This window comes from Staphylococcus piscifermentans, from assembly GCF_900186985.1.
Classification (GTDB): Bacteria; Bacillota; Bacilli; order Staphylococcales; family Staphylococcaceae; genus Staphylococcus; species Staphylococcus piscifermentans.
This window is the reverse complement of record NZ_LT906447.1, coordinates 1,816,106-1,835,384: the sequence shown is the minus strand read 5'-3', so window position 1 is coordinate 1,835,384 and position 19,279 is coordinate 1,816,106. Positions and strand designations below refer to the sequence as shown.

Sequence of the window (19,279 nt, the reverse complement as noted above, 5' to 3'; positions counted from 1 at the left end):
TTAAATATGTTGGCAAAACGATATCTTGTATTTGAAGATGGTTCTATTTACGAAGGCAGAAAGCTTGGATCAGATCATTTAACTAAAGGCGAAATTGTCTTTAACACGGCAATGACAGGTTACCAGGAAACGATTTCCGACCCGTCTTATACTGGCCAAATTATCACTTTCACTTATCCGTTGATTGGTAACTATGGTATTAACAGAGATGATTTCGAATCTCTTGTCCCCACTTTAAACGGAGTAGTGGTAAAAGAAGCAAGTACGCATCCAAGCAATTTCCGCAAGCAGAAAACATTTGACGCAGTCTTGAAAGAATTTGACATTCCTGGAATTTCTGGTGTAGATACACGCAGTATCACACGTAAAATCCGTCAACACGGTGTTTTGAAAGCTGGGTTTACAGACCATGCAGAAGATATTCCAGAACTTGTCGAATCATTAAAACACTTTGAACTGTCTCGCGATGAAGTTCCTACTGTATCGACGAAATCACCTTATGTATCAACTGGCTTTGATTTAAGCGTCGTTTTAGTAGACTTCGGAAAGAAACAAAATATCGTTCGAGAATTAAATGCGCGTGGTTGTAACGTTACAGTAGTGCCTTACAACACATCAGCAGAAGAGATTATTCGGATGGCGCCAGATGGAGTTATGTTATCTAATGGACCGGGCGACCCTGAAGATGTGCCTGAAGCGATTGAAATGATTAAAGGTATTCTAGGCAAAATTCCATTCTTCGGTATCTGTCTCGGCCACCAATTATTTGCACTTTCACAAGGTGCAACTTCATTTAAAATGAAATTTGGACACCGCGGTGCGAATCATCCAGTCAAAGATTTAGCTACAGGGAAAGTAGCTTTAACGAGTCAAAATCACGGTTATGCGATTGACGCTGATTCAGTTGAACAAACAGATTTAGAAGTGACACATATTGCTTTAAATGATCAGACAGTTGAAGGCTTAAAACATAAAACGCTCCCTGCCTTTTCAGTACAATACCACCCAGAAGCATGCCCAGGACCTACTGATTCAAATTATTTATTCGACCAATTTGTCTCTATGATGAATGAATTCAAAGCGAATGAGAAGGAGCGTTACACAAATGCCTAAGAATAATGAAATTAAAACGATTTTAGTAATTGGCTCAGGACCGATTATTATCGGCCAAGCAGCCGAATTTGATTATGCTGGAACACAAGCCTGTCTTGCTTTGAAAGAAGAAGGTTACAAAGTGATTCTGGTCAACTCTAATCCAGCTACAATTATGACGGACAAAGAGATTGCCGATAAGGTTTATATTGAACCATTAACACATGACTTTATTGCCCGTATTATTCGAAAAGAACAACCTGATGCATTGCTGCCGACTTTAGGCGGTCAAACAGGTTTGAATATGGCAATCCAATTGCATGACAGTGGCGTACTAGAAGCCAATAATGTGCAATTATTAGGAACGAAGTTAAGTTCCATCCAACAAGCTGAAGACCGTGAACTATTCCGCAGCTTGATGAATGAATTAGATGTTCCGGTACCAGAAAGTGATATTGTCAACACTGTCGAGCAAGCTTTTGCTTTTAAAGAACAAGTGGGTTATCCATTAATCGTAAGACCTGCTTTCACAATGGGCGGTACTGGCGGCGGTATCTGTCATAATGATGAAGAATTGAAAGAAGTCGTCACAAATGGCTTGCATTATAGTCCGGCTACACAATGTTTAATTGAAAAATCGATTGCAGGGTTTAAAGAAATTGAATACGAAGTGATGCGCGATAAGAATGATAATGCCATCGTAGTATGTAATATGGAAAATATCGACCCAGTCGGTATCCATACAGGCGACTCCATTGTAGTAGCACCAAGTCAAACGTTGACAGATGTGGAATACCAAATGTTGCGCGATGTTTCATTGAAAGTGATTCGTGCCTTAGGTATCGAAGGGGGCTGTAACGTACAACTTGCATTAGATCCTCATTCTATGAATTACTACATCATTGAAGTAAACCCACGTGTTTCACGTTCATCAGCGTTAGCTTCTAAAGCAACAGGTTATCCAATTGCGAAGCTCGCAGCGAAAATTGCTGTCGGTTTAACTTTAGATGAAATGTTGAATCCAGTTACAGGGACTTCATATGCCGCATTTGAACCAGCTTTAGATTATGTGATTTCTAAAATTCCACGTTTCCCATTCGATAAGTTTGAAAAAGGAGAGCGTGTACTCGGTACTCAAATGAAAGCCACTGGCGAAGTGATGGCTATCGGCAGAACTTACGAAGAATCATTATTAAAAGCAATTCGTTCATTAGAATATGGCGTGCATCATTTAGGTTTACCAAACGGTGAAAGTTACGAATTAGACTACATAAAAGAACGTATCTTACAACAAGATGACGAACGTCTCTTCTTTATCGGAGAAGCGATTCGTCGTGGTACTACATTAGAAGAAATACATGAAATGACGCAAATCGATTATTTCTTCTTAAATAAATTTCAACATATTATTGATATCGAACACGAATTAAAAGAACATAAAGGCGACATCGAATATCTAAAGTATGCTAAAGATTACGGTTTCAGCGATAAAGTAATTGCACATCGATTCGATATGACAGAAGATGAAGTGACGGAATTGCGTAAAGCCAACGACATCCATCCAGTGTACAAAATGGTCGATACTTGTGCAGCAGAATTTGAATCTTCAACACCTTATTATTACGGTACTTATGAAAGAGATAATGAGTCAATAGTAACAGAGAAAGAGAAAGTCATTGTATTAGGATCAGGTCCAATCCGTATCGGTCAAGGGGTTGAATTCGATTACGCAACTGTACATGCAGTATGGGCGATTCAAAATGCAGGATACGAAGCAATTATCGTCAATAACAACCCAGAAACAGTATCCACTGATTTCTCCATCTCTGATAAATTATACTTCGAACCTTTAACAGTTGAAGATGTAATGAATATTATTGATTTAGAACAGCCTAAAGGTGTAGTAGTGCAATTTGGCGGACAAACTGCAATCAACCTGGCGGACAAGTTAGCTGAGAAGGGTGTTCGCATTTTAGGAACTTCTTTAGAAAACTTGAATCGTGCAGAAGATAGAAAAGAATTTGAAGCGTTACTCAACAAAATCCATGTGCCGCAACCTAAAGGTAAAACAGCAACTTCTCCAGCAGAAGCATTAGAAAATGCACGCGAAATAGGCTATCCAGTGGTCGTACGTCCTTCATATGTGCTTGGCGGACGTGCAATGGAAATTGTATACAACGATGCGGAACTTGAGAATTATATGAGAGAAGCGGTGAAAGCAAGTCCAGAACACCCGGTATTAGTCGACCGTTACTTAACAGGTAAAGAAATTGAAGTCGACGCTATCAGTGATGGTGAAACGGTGATTATTCCAGGTATTATGGAACATATTGAGCGAGCTGGCGTACACTCAGGTGACTCCATTGCCGTATACCCTCCGCAAACACTCACACCAGATGAAATCAGCACCTTAGAAGATTACACAACGAAATTAGCAAAAGGTTTAGACATCATCGGCTTAATCAATATTCAGTTCGTACTTGCACATGATGGGATGTATGTATTAGAAGTGAATCCTCGTTCAAGCCGTACGGTACCATTCCTAAGTAAAATCACTCATATCCCGATGGCTCAGTTGGCAATGCGTGCTATCTTAGGTGAAAAGTTAAGTGATTTAGGATATCAACCTGGACTTCAACCTTATACAAAAGGTGTCTTTGTGAAAGCACCAGTATTCAGTTTCAATAAATTAAAAAATGTAGACATTACTTTAGGGCCTGAAATGAAATCTACAGGTGAAGTAATGGGTAAAGATTTAACGTTAGAAAAGGCGTTATTCAAAGGGTTGACTGCAAGTGGCGTAGAAGTTAAAGATCACGGAACAGTCTTAATAACAGTAAGCGATAAAGATAAAGACGAAATGGTTAAAGTGGCGAAACGTTTGAACGAAGTCGGCTATAAAATTTTAGCGACAGCAGGCACAGCTCAGAAACTTTCTGAACATCACATTCCGGTTGAAACAGTCGGTAAAATCGGTGGGGAAGACGACTTGTTGACACGTATTCAAAACGGCGAAGTACAGATTGTCATTAATACTATGACAAAAGGGAAAACAATTGAAAGAGATGGATTCCAAATCCGTCGTGCTTCAGTTGAAAACGGTGTCCCTTGCTTAACTTCATTAGATACAGCAAATGCACTTACAAATGTCATTGAAAGTATGACTTTTACAATGAAACAAATGTAACAAAGCAGCTTTTAGAATCTTACTTTTAACAGAAGGTTCTAGAAGCGCTTCGTTCTGTAAGCAGCAAAGCTGAAACTGTAGATTTTTTTAAGAACAGACACATACATTTTACGGGAATTCATGTACAATAGAGAAAGCGAATTAATGAACGACAGCCAAGTAATTTATATTGAAGGAGGATATTTGCGGTGGAAGAAAATATTATCGTATCCAATCAGGAAATTGCGGACCGCATTTTCGAAATAAAAGTAAAAGGGCCGGTAACACGGAAAATGAAACAACCTGGTCAATTTGTGCATATTAAAGTGGGAGAAGGTTCACTGCACATGCTGCGCCGACCAATTTCTATTTGCCATATCGAACCAGAACTCGATACCTTTACGATGTTATACCGTGCAGAAGGCGCTGGCACACAACGTCTATCTGAAATGAAAGCGGGCGATACGATTGATATCATTGCACCTTTAGGAAACGGCTTCCCAATTGAAAAAGCAGAACGTAAAGCTTTATTAGTCGGCGGCGGTATTGGTGTTCCTCCATTATATGAATTATCCAAACAATTAAATCGACTTGGTATTGAAACTGTACACGTGCTCGGATTCAGAAGTAAAAAAGATGTGTTCTATGCGGAGCAATTTGAACAATTAGGAGAAACACATATTGTGACGGAAGATGGCTCAATGGGTGCCAAAGGATTTGTGACGAATGTGATTTCGGATCTGCCTGTAGATTATGATATTTATTATACTTGTGGGCCTAAACCGATGTTAAAAGCGATTAAAGAACATGAGAAACTTGCGGATGTAGAAGGTTTCTTATCACTTGAAGAACGTATGGGCTGCGGTATTGGAGCTTGTTATGCTTGTGTCTGCCATACTCCTGAATCTGACACAAGTTACGTGAAAGTCTGTACGGATGGACCGGTATTTGAGAAAGGAGCAGTCATCTTATGAGCCGATTAAATGTTGAAATTCCTGGATTAGATTTGAAAAATCCTGTTATGCCTGCAAGCGGTTGTTTTGCTTTCGGTGCAGAGTTCAGTCAATTTTATGATTTGAGCGAACTAGGCGCAATTATGATTAAAGCAGCAACGAAAGAAGCGCGTTATGGCAATGAAACACCACGCGTAGCTGAAACAGATAGCGGTATGATTAATGCTATCGGGTTGCAAAATCCAGGTGTGCATCACATTATTGAACACGAATTGAAGAAGCTTGAACAATTTGATGTTCCGATTATCGCCAACGTAGCAGGTTCGATTGAAGAAGATTATGTTTATGTAGCGGAACATATTTCTAAAGCACCGAATGTGAAAGCATTGGAATTGAATATTTCTTGCCCGAATGTTAAAGAAGGCGGAATGCAATTCGGTGTTGATCCACAAGTGGCTGCTGAATTAACACGTAAAGTAAAAGCAGTGTCCGAAGTGCCAGTTTACGTGAAGTTATCACCTAATGTCACAAATATTGTTGAAATGGCAGAAGCGATTGCAGAATATGCAGATGGTCTTACTATGATCAACACTCTAGTCGGTTTACGCATCGATGGTAAATCAGGCAGACCGATTATCGCGAATACCGTAGGCGGTTTAAGTGGACCAGCGATTAAACCTGTAGCATTGCGTATGGTTTATGAAGTGCGCAAAGCAGTAGATATTCCAATTATCGCAATGGGCGGCGTACAAAACGCACAAGATGTCATTGACTATATTTCAGTAGGTGCGAATGCAGTCGCAGTCGGCACAGCGAATTTCCAAAATCCAATGGTTTGCAAAGAAATCATTGATGAATTACCAGCTTTATTAGACAAACTTGGTGTCAACCATATTAATGAATTGTACGGAAGAACTCATGAGGTGACGAAATAATGACAAACACAAACTTACCTTTACCGATTATTGCGCTTGATTTCGCAACAGCAGAAGAAGTAGAAAATTTCTTAGATTTATTTGATGAACCTTTATACATCAAAATTGGTATGGAACTTTATTATCAAACTGGTCCAGAATTAATCAACCGTATTAAAGACCGTGGCCATCATCTTTTCCTAGATTTGAAATTGCATGATATCCCGAATACGGTTAAACAAGCGATGGCAGGACTCGGCCGTCTGAATGTTGATTTAGTGAATGTACATGCAGCAGGCGGAACTGAAATGATGCGTCAAGCAGTAGAAGGATTACGCAGCGTTAACAAAGATACAAAGATTATTGCTGTGACACAGTTGACTTCTACAACTGAAGAAATGTTGAATAAAGAACAAAATATCCAAACGACTATTGAAGAAGCGGTATTGAATTACGCTAAACTCACTAAGCAAGCAGGATTAGATGGTGTTGTATGTTCTCCGTTAGAAGCGAAATTGCTCACAGATGAACTTGGACCGGAATTCTTGAAAGTAACACCAGGTATCCGTCCAGCAGATTATGGTCAAGATGACCAAAAACGTATTACTACGCCAGATGAAGCACGCAAGTTAGGCTCTACACACATTGTAGTAGGACGTCCGATTACTCAAAGCGAGAATCCAGTAGAAAGTTATCATCAAATTAAAGAAAGTTGGTTAGGTTAATATGTCAAAGAAAATTGCTCAATCATTATTAGATATCGGTGCAGTAGCACTTTCACCCAATGATTTATTTACATGGAGTTCAGGTATCAAATCACCGATTTATTGTGATAACCGTGTAACTTTAGGTTATCCAGCAGTACGTAATGACATTCGTGATGGTTTAATTGAATTGATTCAAGAACATTTTCCGGAAGCTGAGATCGTATCTGGAACTGCGACAGCGGGCATTCCACATGCAGCTTTCATTTCTGAAAAATTAGATATGCCGATGAGCTATGTTCGTTCTAAAAGTAAAAGCCATGGTAAACAAAATCAAATTGAAGGTGCACCAAGTAAAGGCAAAAAAATTGTGGTTGTAGAAGATTTAACCTCTACAGGTGGCTCTTCATTAGTTGCTGCTGAAGCATTAAGAGAAGCAGGCGCTGAAGTATTAGGAGTGGTAGCCATCTTCACATATGGATTAGCTAAAGCTGATACAATGTTCAAAGAAGCAGATCTTCCTCTATATACTTTGAGTAATTATAATGAATTAATTGACGTAGCAGAAGATGAAGGCAAAATTTCTACTGAAGATATTAAGTCTTTAGTTGAATGGCGCGATAATTTAGCATAAGATGTACTTGGAGGGGATGACCATGTCCAATGCAGAAGTACATTCAGCACAAAATCCATTTGCACATTTGAATAAATTTTTATCGGCAAATGAAGATTATCGAACTCAAGATGACAACCAAGAACAACCAGAAAATCAATGGTTATCAAACGAACAAAGTACAAACATTTTTAAAAAAGCAAAATCAGATATTAAAGATAAAGGTTATATTTAAAATTGAGGCGAGACAGTCCGAAGCAAGTTACTGGTTCACAGAATCGGCAATTTGAGGCGGGCTGTTTTGTTTTTCAGAAATTAAAAAGCGAGAGCAGAACATTATCTTGTTCCATTCTCGCTTCAATCTATTATCTAAGATACCATCTTACAAAGAGGTAACCGAGCAGTACGATTAATACCATAACGATAATCGGCCAAATTAAATAAGACATGATTCATCAACCTCCAGTTGTATTATCTCGAATCGGGTTTTACTTATCAATTCATAATAAACGTATTATACTATGTATAGTAAGTTACATATACTGAAAAGGGTTTCGGTAAGCAAAATAGTAGGAGGGGATTTTTGTGCACATTCCAAAAGTTACGACTTTTTTAATGTTCGACAATCAAGCGGAAGAAGCAATTGAATTATACACATCGCTCTTTGAAGACAGCGAAGTAATATCTATGGTGAAATACGATGAGTTCGGCAGTGGTGAAGCGGGCGCTGTGCAACATTCGATTTTCCGATTAAAAGACCAGATTTTAATGGCAATAGATAACACTAACGGAACAGAAATTCCGATGAATCCATCTATTTCGTTATTTGTGACAGTAGATAATGCGATGGAAATGGAACGTTTATACAGCGGTTTGAAGAAAGGCGGCGCAATATTAATGGCTAAGACTGAATTAGGGCCTTATCGCGAATTTGCCTGGATACAAGATCGTTTCGGGGTTAATTTCCAACTTGCTTTAATGGATTAAAATAGAGTTATATGAGGTCTGGGATATTGATTTATTCCAGGCTTTTTTTCGTTCCTATTACTGCTATATTAATGTATAATTATATAGTAATGTACAATGTAATGAATGGAGACGAATTACAGTGATTGACATACATAGTCATATTCTTATTAATATTGATGACGGTGCACAAAGCAGCACAGAGGCAATTGAACTGATTCAACAAGCGGAGGAAGAAGGTATAACAGGTATTATTGCTACACCTCACTTTACGTCTCACTTTCCAAACACTTTTGATAAAGTAGAGTTGAAAATAAAAGAATTATGTAACCTAAGAGAAGTTGAACATTCAAATATCAAATTATACCCGGGACAAGAAGTAAGAATCAGCGAGGATTTAATCAGTCATTTAGAAAACGGTGATATCAAAGGTTTGAATCATTCACGCTATATATTAGTAGAGTTTCCGCCAAATGAGATACCGCAGTACACTAAGCAAGTGTTTAAAGACTTGAAAAGTAAGGGGTATATTCCGATTATTGCCCATCCAGAGCGCAATCAAGCGATTATTCAAGATATGCATTTGTTATTCGAATTAGTAAGCGAGGGTGCATTGAGCCAGATTACTTCTAGTTCATTAGGCGGGTATTTCGGCAGAACTTTGCAGAAATCTGCGATAGAAATGATCCAATGCAACCTTGCACATTTTATTGCCTCAGATGCGCATCATATCGGTTACAGACCATTCATTATGGCTTCTTTATTTGAAGAAAAGCACTTAGTAAAACTGCATGAGGTAATGCGAGAAATAATCCAAAATGCTGAGTTAATTATCGATAACAAAATAATTAAACGTAAACCACCGCAACTTCCAACCAAGCAGCGAAGTATCAGAAGATTTTCATTTTAAAAAGTATAGACATGATTATAACAACTACGAACTACACAAAGGAATTGAGTATAAATGAAAAATATTTTAGTAACAGGCGTAAATGGATTTATTGGCAAGAATTTAATAACAGATTTAGAACAATATAGTGACTATAAAGTGCTTCCTGTATCACAAGCCACGCCTATAATATTGCGACAACAATATTTGATGGAGGCAGATTTCATAGTTTATTTAGCTGATGATGAACAAACGCCGCTAGATAAAGCATTTATAAAGAAGAATACCCAATTCTTACAGGAATTTTTAGAGAATTTAAAGCGTAATACAAAGTTACCACCCATTTTATTTATATCATCTGCCTTCGAAGAAAAAGATTCGTTGCTGGTGCAAAGTAAACGTGCAGCTGAACAGGCTTTAAATCAATTTTCAGAGGAAAACGGAAATGTCATTTTAATTTATCGCTTATACCAAATATTTGGTAAATGGGCACAACCGGGCAGCGAAAATATTGTAGCGACTTTCTGTGATGCAGTTATACATGATGCTGAAATTACGCTTCACGATTCAGAGGTTCCGCTTCAACTCAACTACATTGAAGATGTCATCCAAGAAATCAAGCGTGCAGTTGAAGGAAATCCCACAGTTACCGAAAATGCTTTAACGGTCCCCAATACTTTCCAGATTACGTTAGGAAATTTAGTGAAGCGTATTGAAACCTTCAAGAATTTGCGCAAAAACGCTGAATTACCTAATTTAGGAGAGCCGTTTGCAAAAGCACTGTACAGTACGTATATCAGTTACTTACCTGCAGAACAGTTGCGCTATGAGCTTCTCTCGAAAGACAATTTCACCGGTACAACAGCAGATTTTCTAAAATCAACAGAAAAAGGGCAAATTTCTATATCGGTTGCTAAACCAGGTGTCCTTAAGGGCAATCATTGGCATCATTCAAAAGTTGAGAAATACTTAGTCGTATCAGGTACTGGAGTCATCCGTCTTAAAAATATATTCAGTCATCATACTATGGAATACTTTGTATCTGGCGAACAATTTGAAGCTGTCGATATTCCTGCAGGCTATGCGCATCAAATTGAAAATCTAGGTGCAACAGACTTAGTAACACTTATTTGGAGCAGTGGCGCTTACAATCTTGAACAGCCTGATTCCTTTTACATGGAATTATAAAAAATGCTCCCTCTATTACTGCATTTTTAGAGTGCATAATGATAGAGGGAGTATTGCTATTTCAGACTATGCTTTTTGAGCATTATTTTTCATCTCTTGAATTTTATCGTAATCCGGTGTTGCGTACAATGTTTTTTGATTATCATAAGTTACAAAACCAGGTTTCGCACCTGAAGGTTTATGCACGTTACGGATTTCAGTATAATCTACAGGGACTTGGGCAGAACTTCCTGCTTTGGAGAAGTAAGCGGATAACATAGCTGCTTCTTCCACTGTCGTTTCGCTCGGTTCATCTGCAAAGATCACCACATGTGACCCTGGGATATCTTTCGTATGGAACCACAAATATCCTTTTCGTGCTTTCTTATTCGTCAGATAATCATTCTGCTTATTATTCTTACCTACATAAATTAAATCGCCATCTGAAGATAAATACGTCTGCAATTGAATTTGCGGTTGTTTCTTTTTCTTACGGTTCTGACGTTGTTTCATGAATCCTTGTTCTGCCAATTCTTCGCGAATTTCATCAATATCTTCAACAGTGATATGCGTTAGCTGTTGTTCTATAGATTCAAAATAAGCAATATTTTCTTCGGTCAATTGAATCTGTCGTTCCAATTCATGTTCACGTGTCTTCAAACGGTTATATTGTTTGTAATAATACTGCGCATTCACAGAAGGGGATTTCGTCGGATCTAAAGGAATCGTCACTTCTTCGCCTGTATAATAATTTTGTGTAGTCAGTGATTCGTCACCTTGTTGAATACGATAAATATTCGCTGTAATAAGCTCGCCGTATAGCTGTTCTGTTTCTTTAGATTGTGTACCTTCATATTCTGCATGCAATTTCGTCAATTTATTACGACTTTTCTGTAATTGCTGCTGCACAAATTTAACTAAATCATTAGCACGCTGTTTAACACGTTCACGTTCGCCGCGCGCATCATAGAAACGATCCAGCAACTCATCAAGTGAGTCATACACGACGCTATCATCGTCAAACTGCTTTAAGCGCATGAAATAGAAGTCTTCTTTTCCGGTTTCGTGATTTTTATGAAAAATCGGTACAGGCTCTAATTTAGTTTCTGCCATGACTTCATCGTAAGCAGCAGGCAATGTTTCAGAAGTCATAAACTGACGGCGCTCGGTGATTTCTTTAGTAATCAGCGGACTGAATCCTTCAAAGTTCTGCAATAATTGTCGCGCCACATTTCCTTGATTGAAATCAATATATTTGAGCACTTCTTGGCCTGATACTTCGTAAGGATTCATTTTATTTTGAGTAGGCGGCGCCTCATATTTGAAACCAGGCATCACGGTACGATAATGATTCGTATTCGGAGTCAGATGCTTGAATCCTTCTATAATCTTGCGTTCGTTATCCACTAAGATTAAATTACTATGTTTACCCATGATTTCTAAGATAACAGTACGATAAATTTTATCGCCGAGTTCATCCGTACTTTGAATATCGATTTCAATATGTCTGTCGTTGCCGATTTGGCGAATATCTTGAATAATACCTCCATCTAAGTGTTTACGGAAAACACGCGTGAACATCGGTGGATCAAAGGGATTATTATATTTCTTCTGAGTAATGTGCATGCGTGAAAAATTGGAATGGATGGAAAGTAATAATTGATGATTCTTTCGGTTCTGACGCACAACCATAATAATGGTATCATTATCAGGCTGATTGATTTTATGAATGCGTCCACCTTTTAGGAACTGAAGTTCTTCAACCATCTTTCTAGTAAAAAGGCCATCATAAGCCATTGTCATCAGCCACCTTTAATAGTTTCGTTGTACTTAATACGTTCTTATTATTGTATCATGCATAGTAAGAGTTGACACGTACAGGGCTTGTATAGAATTTTGCATGTGGCATCTATACAACTTTATAATAGATATGGTATCATTATATAATACAACAATAGCTTAGAGAGGTCGTAAGGCATGGATAATGAAAAAGGTTTACTGATTGTCTTATCAGGTCCATCTGGAGTCGGCAAAGGCACGGTTCGTAAAGAAATATTTGATGATCCTGCAACATCATATAAGTATTCTATTTCAATGACGACACGTGACATGCGTGAAGGCGAACAAGATGGCGTTGATTATTTTTTCAAGACAAAACGAGAATTTGAACAACTCATTGCTCAAGATCAATTCATAGAGTATGCGGAATATGTAGGAAACTATTATGGCACACCTGTTCAATATGTGAAGGACACGATGGATCAAGGACATGATGTCTTCCTGGAAATCGAAGTAGAAGGTGCAAAGCAAGTACGCAAGAAATTTCCTGATGCACTATTTATCTTCCTCGCACCGCCAAGTTTAGACCACCTAAGAGAACGTTTAATCGGCCGCGGTACTGAATCCGATGAAAAGATTCAAAGCCGTGTCAAAGAAGCCCGTAAAGAAGTCGAAATGATGAATCTTTACGACTATGTAGTGGTAAATGATGAAGTGGAACTCGCTAAAGAGCGGGTACAATCCATTGTTGCTGCCGAACATTTAAAACGAGAACGTATCGAAGCAAAGTATAGAAAAATGATATTGGAGGCCAAAAAATAATGTTATACCCACCGCTTAACCAACTGACTTCAAAAGTAAGTTCAAAATATTTAATCGCTACAGTGGCAGCCAAACGCGCACGTGAATTATACGATAAACCAGATACAGCACTTTTAGAGAAATACCATTCAGTGAAAACTGTAGGTAAAGCTTTAGAAGAAATTGCTGCTGGCAAAATCACTCCAATTGAACCAGAATTGGATGAAGGCGAATTTGAAACTAAAGACTGATATCTTTAAAAATACCGTAAAAGTTGGCATTTGACTTTTACGGTATTTTTATATCATTTTCAGCTGTTCCATAGATCGTTTCAGTTTTTCAAAATCGATAATACGAGCTTGACGATGAAATTCTTTACCATTTTTAAACAAAATCACAACAGGTGATGTGAAGAGGGAAAGTTGTCCGGCAGCTTCAGGCATTTGATTAACTGTAATTTGGACAGCGAGTAAATTTATCTCTTCGACTAATGCTTGTATTCTCGGTTGATCCGCATGACAAACTGTACATCCGTCAGACATCACGAATAACAGTAATTTCTCATGAGTGTTGATTTCATTTTGCAAATCTTCAAAAGTAGTAATGGTTTTCAATGGAAAGTCTCCTTTCTTTTTTAATCTGAAGATAGATTACTGAATTCAGTCTTCATTTACAATCAATATGATTTGCAAAGCAAAGGACTTTTTCTGTATACAGTGTTAAAATAATGTGTGAACATAAAAATGAGACATGTGATTTTGTATCCATGGCCTCATTTTTTATTGTAAGTACGTGATACATAGATAGAAATCAATCATGGAGGAAAAAATCTATGAAAAATATATTATTGGCAGTATCAGGAGGCATTGCAGCCTATAAAGCCATCGACTTAACAAGTAAATTAACACAGAGTGGCTATGAAGTGCGTGTCATGTTGACTGAACATGCGCAAGAATTTGTAACGCCGCTTGCTTTTCAAGCGATAAGCAGAAACCCGGTATATACAAATACATTTGTGGAAGAAAATCCTGCTGAAATTCAACATATTGCTTTAGGTGATTGGGCAGACGCTGTAATTATTGCACCCGCAACTGCAAATATTTTAGGTAAACTAGCTAATGGTATTGCAGATGATATGATAACTTCAACGTTATTAGCTACAACAGTACCTAAATTTGCTGCACCGGCAATGAATGTGCATATGTATGAAAATCCACGCGTGCAGCACAATATGAAAGTGTTAGCGCAAGATGGTTATCGTTTCGCAGAACCTGGTGAAGGATTCTTAGCTTGTGGCTATGTTGCGAAAGGCCGTATGATGGAGCCTTTAGATATCATGGCGTTTGTGGAACAAGAAATGAAAGCTTTGAACCATATGTCTGAACAGATACAAGATGTTTCTTGGTATCGTGACAAGAATGTACTCGTCACTGCAGGACCGACTGTGGAAGTTATTGACCCAGTACGTTACGTCTCTAATCGTGCTTCTGGGAAAATGGGATACGCTATTGCCGATGCTTTGCAGAAAAGGGGCGCTCATGTCACATTGGTCAGCGGACCGACGTATCTGACACCGCCAGATAATGTGGATTTCGTACCTGTAACGAGTGCTGAAGATATGTTTGAAGCGGTCAAGACACGATATGATGCACAAGATATGGTGTTTAAATCAGCAGCCGTTTCTGATTATAAGCCAGCCGACCAATTAGAACATAAAATGAAAAAACAAGACGGCGATTTATCGATTACCTTTACGAGAACACAAGATATTTTGAAATATTTAGGAGATTATAAAGCGCATCAGAAACTCATTGGTTTTGCAGCCGAAACACAAGATGTGGAAAAATATGCGAAAGATAAATTAGAACGTAAAAATGCCGATGTGATTATTGCAAATAACGTCGGAGATACTTCCATCGGATTCAATTCTGATGATAATGAAGTGACACTCTTTTTCAAAGAAGATGAAGCAGTCAGTATTGAGAAAGGGAAGAAACAGCAACTTGCTGAACGAATTTTAGATGAATTAGAACGTAGGTGGAAATAATATGATAGCAAAGGTTATCGTTGATGTCCCAGCGAAGAATGTAGACTTTACCTTTGATTATTTAATACCAGAACGGCTCGCACCCATTATTCAAGTTGGCGTGCGGGTCATTGTTCCCTTTGGACCTAGAACGATTCAAGGGTATGTCATGGAAATTGCTGAGGAAGCAGATCCAGAGTTAGATTTAGAAAAATTAAAAGAAATTAAAGAGATTCAAGATATTAAACCAGAATTAACACCGGAATTGGTAGATTTAAGTGAATGGTACGGCAAGTATCATGTGACGAAACGTATTTCTATCTTAGAAGTGATGTTGCCGAGTGCTATTAAAGCTAAATATACGAAAGCATTCGAGATGGTAGAAGATGAATTGATTCCTGAAGATTTGCTGAAAAAATTTGACCGTGAAGGCCATTATGCATATAAAACAGCACAACAAAATGGTGATTTAGATCGCTTGGTGCCATTAATGGAGGAAGGCGCAGTTCGAGAGGTTACCCTGTTGTCGCAAAATACTAAGAAAAAAACGCAGCGTGCGATACGGATTGCACCTGAACACAATCCTGATGATGTATTAGCGATGTTAGAAAAACATCCTAAACAATATGACGTGTATGCCTATTTATTGGATGAGCAAAATCGAGATGTACCATTAAAAGAAATTGAAGAAGCGGGCTTGTCACAATCAAGTGTGAAAACATTAGAAAAAAATAGCTTTGTCGAAAAATACGATGCGATTATGGAACGTGATCCTTATGCATCTCGTATCTTTGAACAAGAAGAAAAACGCCAATTGACGCCTGGTCAGCAAGAAGCTTATGATGCGATTAAAAAAGTGATTGATGAAGAAAAACAAGAGACTTTCTTATTGCATGGTGTGACAGGTTCAGGTAAGACCGAAGTATATTTGCAGACGATTGAGGCGGTGCTGCAACAAGATAAGCAAGCCATGATGTTAGTCCCTGAAATTGCTTTGACTCCGCAAATGGTCTTACGCTTTAAAAAACGCTTCGGTGATGAAGTAGCTGTCTTGCACTCTGCTTTATCTAAGGGTGAACGTTATGATGAATGGCAAAAGATTCGTGACGGTCGTGCACGTGTCAGTGTCGGTGCACGTTCAAGTGTCTTTGCACCTTTTACAAATTTAGGCATGATTATTATTGATGAAGAACATGAAGCGACTTATAAACAAGAAGATTATCCTCGCTATCATGCGAAAGATATTGCGCTCTGGCGTTCTGAGTATCATCAGTGCCCTTTGATATTAGGTAGCGCGACGCCAAGTTTAGAAACCTATGCTCGTGCCGAAAAAGGAGTTTATCATTTGTTGAGTTTACCAGAGCGTGTAAACAATCAACCGCTTCCTGCAATCAACATCGTGGACATGCGTGAGGAATTAGCAGAAGGTAATCGTTCAATGTTCTCAACATCTCTACGTGCAGCCATTGAAGAACGCCTCGCACGCAATGAACAAATTGTCTTGTTCTTGAACCAGCGCGGCTACTCATCCTTTGTGCTATGTCGTGATTGCGGCCATGTTCCGCAATGTCCGAACTGCGATATTTCACTGACTTACCACAAATCGAGTGACCAATTAAAATGTCACTATTGCGGTTATCAAGAAACACCGCCGAATAAGTGCCCTAATTGTGAGAGTGAACACATTCGTCAAATGGGTACAGGCACGCAAAAAGTAGAAGAATTGTTGAATCGGGAATTCGAAGATGCCAAAATCATTCGCATGGATGCGGATACGACATCACGAAAAGGCGCGCATGAAAAATTATTGAACGACTTCGGCGAAGGGAAAGGTGACATTCTGCTAGGAACACAGATGATAGCGAAAGGTCTGGATTTTCCGAATATCACCTTAGTAGGAGTATTAAATGCTGATACTATGTTGAACTTGCCTGACTTCAGAGCGAGTGAACGTACGTTCCAATTACTGACACAAGTTGCAGGTCGTGCAGGACGACATGAAAAAGAAGGAGAAGTCATCATACAGACGTATAATCCAGATCACTATGCGATTCAAGATGTTCAACTTAATGATTATTTATCTTTCTATCATAAAGAAATGAAATATCGTCAAATCGGCAAATATCCGCCGTATTATTTCTTAATCAACTTCACGATTTCTCATGTAAACATGAAAGAAGTCATGCAAGCGGCCAACCATGTGCATCAAATCTTATTGCAGCACTTAACAGACCGTGCTTTAGTGCTAGGTCCATCTTCAGCTGCTCTAGCTCGTATTAACCGAGAGTACCGCTTCCAAGTATTAGTAAAATATAAAAGCGAACCGGAACTGCATAAAGCACTACAGTATTTAGATGATTATTATCATGAGAAATATCTTAAAGATAAGCTCTCATTGAAGATAGATATAAATCCATATATGATGATGTAATTAATTTAAGACAGATTAGGAAGACGAATTCCATGGATAAGTGACTATTTAGAAAGCGATTCAAGCTTTTTTGATGGTTGCTTGTTCATTTTTTTCATTAATAATTGGGTAAATAATAATGAGACGATGTAGTCTGAGGAGAGGAAGGATAGCATGATTGATTTGCACAACCACATTATTTATGGCATAGACGATGGTGCAAAGGACATAGAAGAATCGATTGAAATGGCTAAAGCAGCACAAGCAACAGGCGTTGATAAAATCATTGCGACACCACATTATAAAACAAATTCATTTATGTCAGATAAAGAGGAAATCCTACATAAAATCGAAACATTGAATCAACAATTGCAGAACTTAAATATAGAGGTTGAAGTGAAGGGTGGTCAAGAAATTCATATTGAGCCCTATACACTTGATTATTTAGAAAAAGGTCAGCTGCTTTCTTTAGCAGACAGCCAGTATTATTTTCTAATCGAACCGCCATTCAAAGGATTTCCTGATTTTATTGAAACAACTATAGATGGTTTTATTCAAGAAGGACTGCAACCTGTAATTGCGCATCCTGAACGTAATGATTATATAAGAAGGCATCCTGAAGTATTGGATGAATTAGTGAAACAAGGCTGCTTACTACAAATGAATGCTGCATCTATTCTCGGAGATTATGGACCATTTATTGAAAAGACCGCACAATATATGATTGAAAATAAGAAATTTCATCTAATCGGCAGTGATGCACATAATTGCAATAACCGTGTATTCTGCATAGATCAATGTTACGAGAGAATTAACGATGAAGCGTTTCAAAATTATATCAAAGCGAATGCTGAAAAAGTATGGAAAGGCAATAAAAAGATAGATAATATGCAGTATTTTTAAATTAAGATTTTACTAACCTCTGATACCTTTCTCATGTATAATGTTTAATTAAGAGGTGATACTATGATCGTTCTTAAAACGCTGATTATTTTGTTTTCAGTCTTTAATTTTTTACAAGCCATATTATTATTAACCAAAAATGAGATGATGCCGAAGAGTACATTAGTTTTATTAATTCTCGGAAGTAACTTATTAGATATCGGCGCTATTATTTATCCATTTGCAGCTGCTGTTACATTATTAGTGCTTGGCTTGGCTGCCATTCAAATTGGTATTATTCTTTATCAAAAATTATTCAGACATAAAATTTACTATTTAGAACAAAGTGTCAGATTGGTAATCAATATTTTAATTATCGTAGCATATATTGTTTTAAGATAATTGATGTAGATGATCTGAATTGCTATTCAATTTTAAAACGCACTTGTTAAACAACAATCGAGTTGTTTTAAACAAGTGCGTTTCTTACTCTTAATTATTCTTTTATTTACTTAATAAATTAGTATTAACTGCGTCGAATCCTTTGTCAGAAATTCGAATATCAGTTACTTTTTCGCCATCCCAGTTGCCGTCAATGTAACCTTTTTCCCACAAAACTTTACTGTTTTCCAAGAACTCATTTAAATCCTTATCACAGAAATAATCTTCTTGGAGTGAGTACTGATCTTTAAAGTCATTTGCTTCTTCAGGCGTTGAGCCGTGATTAATCTTTTCAGTATAATATTTATATAGAACAGCAACCACAAATGCCTGATCTCTATTGATATCATCCAAGAATCTTCACCACCTTAAATCTATACCCGTATAAATTGAAACTTTATACAATACCTATGATATACCCGTTTTAAGCAATTTTGAACCACTGTCACAGGCTTGTAAGAATTGTGGATTTACTA

Annotated in this window: 19 protein-coding genes; 16 read left to right on the top strand and 3 right to left on the bottom strand. The window is 37.8% G+C overall.

Annotation, left to right across the window (positions count from 1 at the left end; translation table 11 throughout):
- The first annotated feature begins 6 nt into the window (after positions 1–6).
- The 10 genes from CKV71_RS08495 to CKV71_RS08450 all read left to right on the top strand — a co-directional run bounded on the left by CKV71_RS08495 (position 7) and on the right by CKV71_RS08450 (position 10,485).
- The gene (locus CKV71_RS08495; RefSeq protein WP_095105799.1) at positions 7–1,113 is read left to right on the top strand and encodes a carbamoyl phosphate synthase small subunit; all 1,107 of its coding nucleotides are present in this window, start codon (positions 7–9) and stop codon (positions 1,111–1,113) included.
- Positions 1,106–4,279, top strand: coding sequence for a carbamoyl-phosphate synthase large subunit (carB, locus tag CKV71_RS08490; RefSeq protein WP_095105797.1), 3,174 nt, complete (start codon positions 1,106–1,108; stop codon positions 4,277–4,279). The genes CKV71_RS08495 and carB overlap by 8 nt, the downstream gene beginning before the upstream one ends.
- 188 nt (positions 4,280–4,467) lie before the next feature.
- The gene (locus tag CKV71_RS08485; protein WP_095105794.1) at positions 4,468–5,232 is read left to right on the top strand and encodes a dihydroorotate dehydrogenase electron transfer subunit; all 765 of its coding nucleotides are present in this window, start codon (positions 4,468–4,470) and stop codon (positions 5,230–5,232) included.
- Complete coding sequence (locus CKV71_RS08480) at positions 5,229–6,146, top strand: dihydroorotate dehydrogenase (RefSeq protein ID WP_095105791.1); 918 nt, start codon at positions 5,229–5,231, stop codon at positions 6,144–6,146. Before CKV71_RS08485 ends, CKV71_RS08480 begins: the two co-directional genes overlap by 4 nt.
- Positions 6,146–6,850 carry an orotidine-5'-phosphate decarboxylase gene (gene pyrF / locus CKV71_RS08475; RefSeq protein WP_095105788.1) on the top strand — a complete coding sequence of 235 codons (705 nt, stop codon included), beginning with the start codon at positions 6,146–6,148 and terminating at the stop codon, positions 6,848–6,850. Before CKV71_RS08480 ends, pyrF begins: the two co-directional genes overlap by 1 nt.
- Position 6,851: 1 nt before the next feature.
- Entirely contained in the window at positions 6,852–7,463 is a 612-nt protein-coding gene (gene pyrE, locus CKV71_RS08470; protein ID WP_095105784.1) for an orotate phosphoribosyltransferase, read from the top strand.
- A gap of 22 nt (positions 7,464–7,485) precedes the next feature.
- A complete protein-coding gene (locus tag CKV71_RS08465; RefSeq protein ID WP_095105781.1) occupies positions 7,486–7,677 on the top strand; it encodes a hypothetical protein in 192 nt (63 codons plus the stop codon).
- Between the two features lie 350 nt (positions 7,678–8,027).
- Complete coding sequence (locus CKV71_RS08460; protein ID WP_095105778.1) at positions 8,028–8,429, top strand: VOC family protein; 402 nt, start codon at positions 8,028–8,030, stop codon at positions 8,427–8,429.
- A gap of 121 nt (positions 8,430–8,550) precedes the next feature.
- Entirely contained in the window at positions 8,551–9,318 is a 768-nt protein-coding gene (locus tag CKV71_RS08455; protein ID WP_095105775.1) for a tyrosine-protein phosphatase, read from the top strand.
- A gap of 54 nt (positions 9,319–9,372) precedes the next feature.
- Positions 9,373–10,485 carry a polysaccharide biosynthesis C-terminal domain-containing protein gene (locus tag CKV71_RS08450; protein WP_095105772.1) on the top strand — a complete coding sequence of 371 codons (1,113 nt, stop codon included), beginning with the start codon at positions 9,373–9,375 and terminating at the stop codon, positions 10,483–10,485.
- Positions 10,486–10,551: 66 nt separating this feature from the next.
- On the opposite strand, the gene CKV71_RS08445 is transcribed toward CKV71_RS08450, so the two are convergent.
- Complete coding sequence (locus CKV71_RS08445; RefSeq protein WP_095105769.1) at positions 10,552–12,261, bottom strand: Rqc2 family fibronectin-binding protein; 1,710 nt, start codon at positions 12,259–12,261, stop codon at positions 10,552–10,554.
- A 180-nt stretch (positions 12,262–12,441) separates the two neighbouring features.
- On the opposite strand from CKV71_RS08445, the gene gmk reads away from it, so the two are divergent.
- Both gmk and rpoZ read left to right on the top strand, forming a co-directional pair.
- Entirely contained in the window at positions 12,442–13,065 is a 624-nt protein-coding gene (gmk, locus tag CKV71_RS08440) for a guanylate kinase (protein WP_095105766.1), read from the top strand.
- Entirely contained in the window at positions 13,065–13,295 is a 231-nt protein-coding gene (rpoZ, locus tag CKV71_RS08435; RefSeq protein ID WP_095105763.1) for a DNA-directed RNA polymerase subunit omega, read from the top strand. The genes gmk and rpoZ overlap by 1 nt, the downstream gene beginning before the upstream one ends.
- Positions 13,296–13,343: 48 nt before the next feature.
- On the opposite strand, the gene CKV71_RS08430 is transcribed toward rpoZ, so the two are convergent.
- A complete protein-coding gene (locus CKV71_RS08430; protein WP_095105759.1) occupies positions 13,344–13,658 on the bottom strand; it encodes a thioredoxin family protein in 315 nt (104 codons plus the stop codon).
- Between the two features lie 218 nt (positions 13,659–13,876).
- Between CKV71_RS08430 and coaBC the strand changes: the two genes are divergently transcribed.
- From coaBC to CKV71_RS08410, 4 genes are all read left to right on the top strand, one after another.
- Positions 13,877–15,091, top strand: a complete 1,215-nt coding sequence (coaBC, locus tag CKV71_RS08425) for a bifunctional phosphopantothenoylcysteine decarboxylase/phosphopantothenate--cysteine ligase CoaBC (RefSeq protein WP_095105753.1) — start codon at positions 13,877–13,879, stop codon at positions 15,089–15,091.
- A gap of 1 nt (position 15,092) precedes the next feature.
- Complete coding sequence (gene priA / locus CKV71_RS08420; protein ID WP_095105750.1) at positions 15,093–17,501, top strand: primosomal protein N'; 2,409 nt, start codon at positions 15,093–15,095, stop codon at positions 17,499–17,501.
- A gap of 153 nt (positions 17,502–17,654) precedes the next feature.
- A complete protein-coding gene (locus tag CKV71_RS08415) occupies positions 17,655–18,383 on the top strand; it encodes a tyrosine-protein phosphatase (RefSeq protein WP_095105747.1) in 729 nt (242 codons plus the stop codon).
- A gap of 63 nt (positions 18,384–18,446) precedes the next feature.
- Positions 18,447–18,764 (top strand): hypothetical protein, encoded by a 318-nt coding sequence (locus tag CKV71_RS08410; RefSeq protein WP_095105744.1) that lies wholly within the window; start codon positions 18,447–18,449, stop codon positions 18,762–18,764.
- Between the two features lie 102 nt (positions 18,765–18,866).
- On the opposite strand, the gene CKV71_RS08405 is transcribed toward CKV71_RS08410, so the two are convergent.
- A complete protein-coding gene (locus tag CKV71_RS08405; RefSeq protein WP_095105741.1) occupies positions 18,867–19,157 on the bottom strand; it encodes a hypothetical protein in 291 nt (96 codons plus the stop codon).
- Between the last annotated feature and the right edge of the window lie 122 nt (positions 19,158–19,279).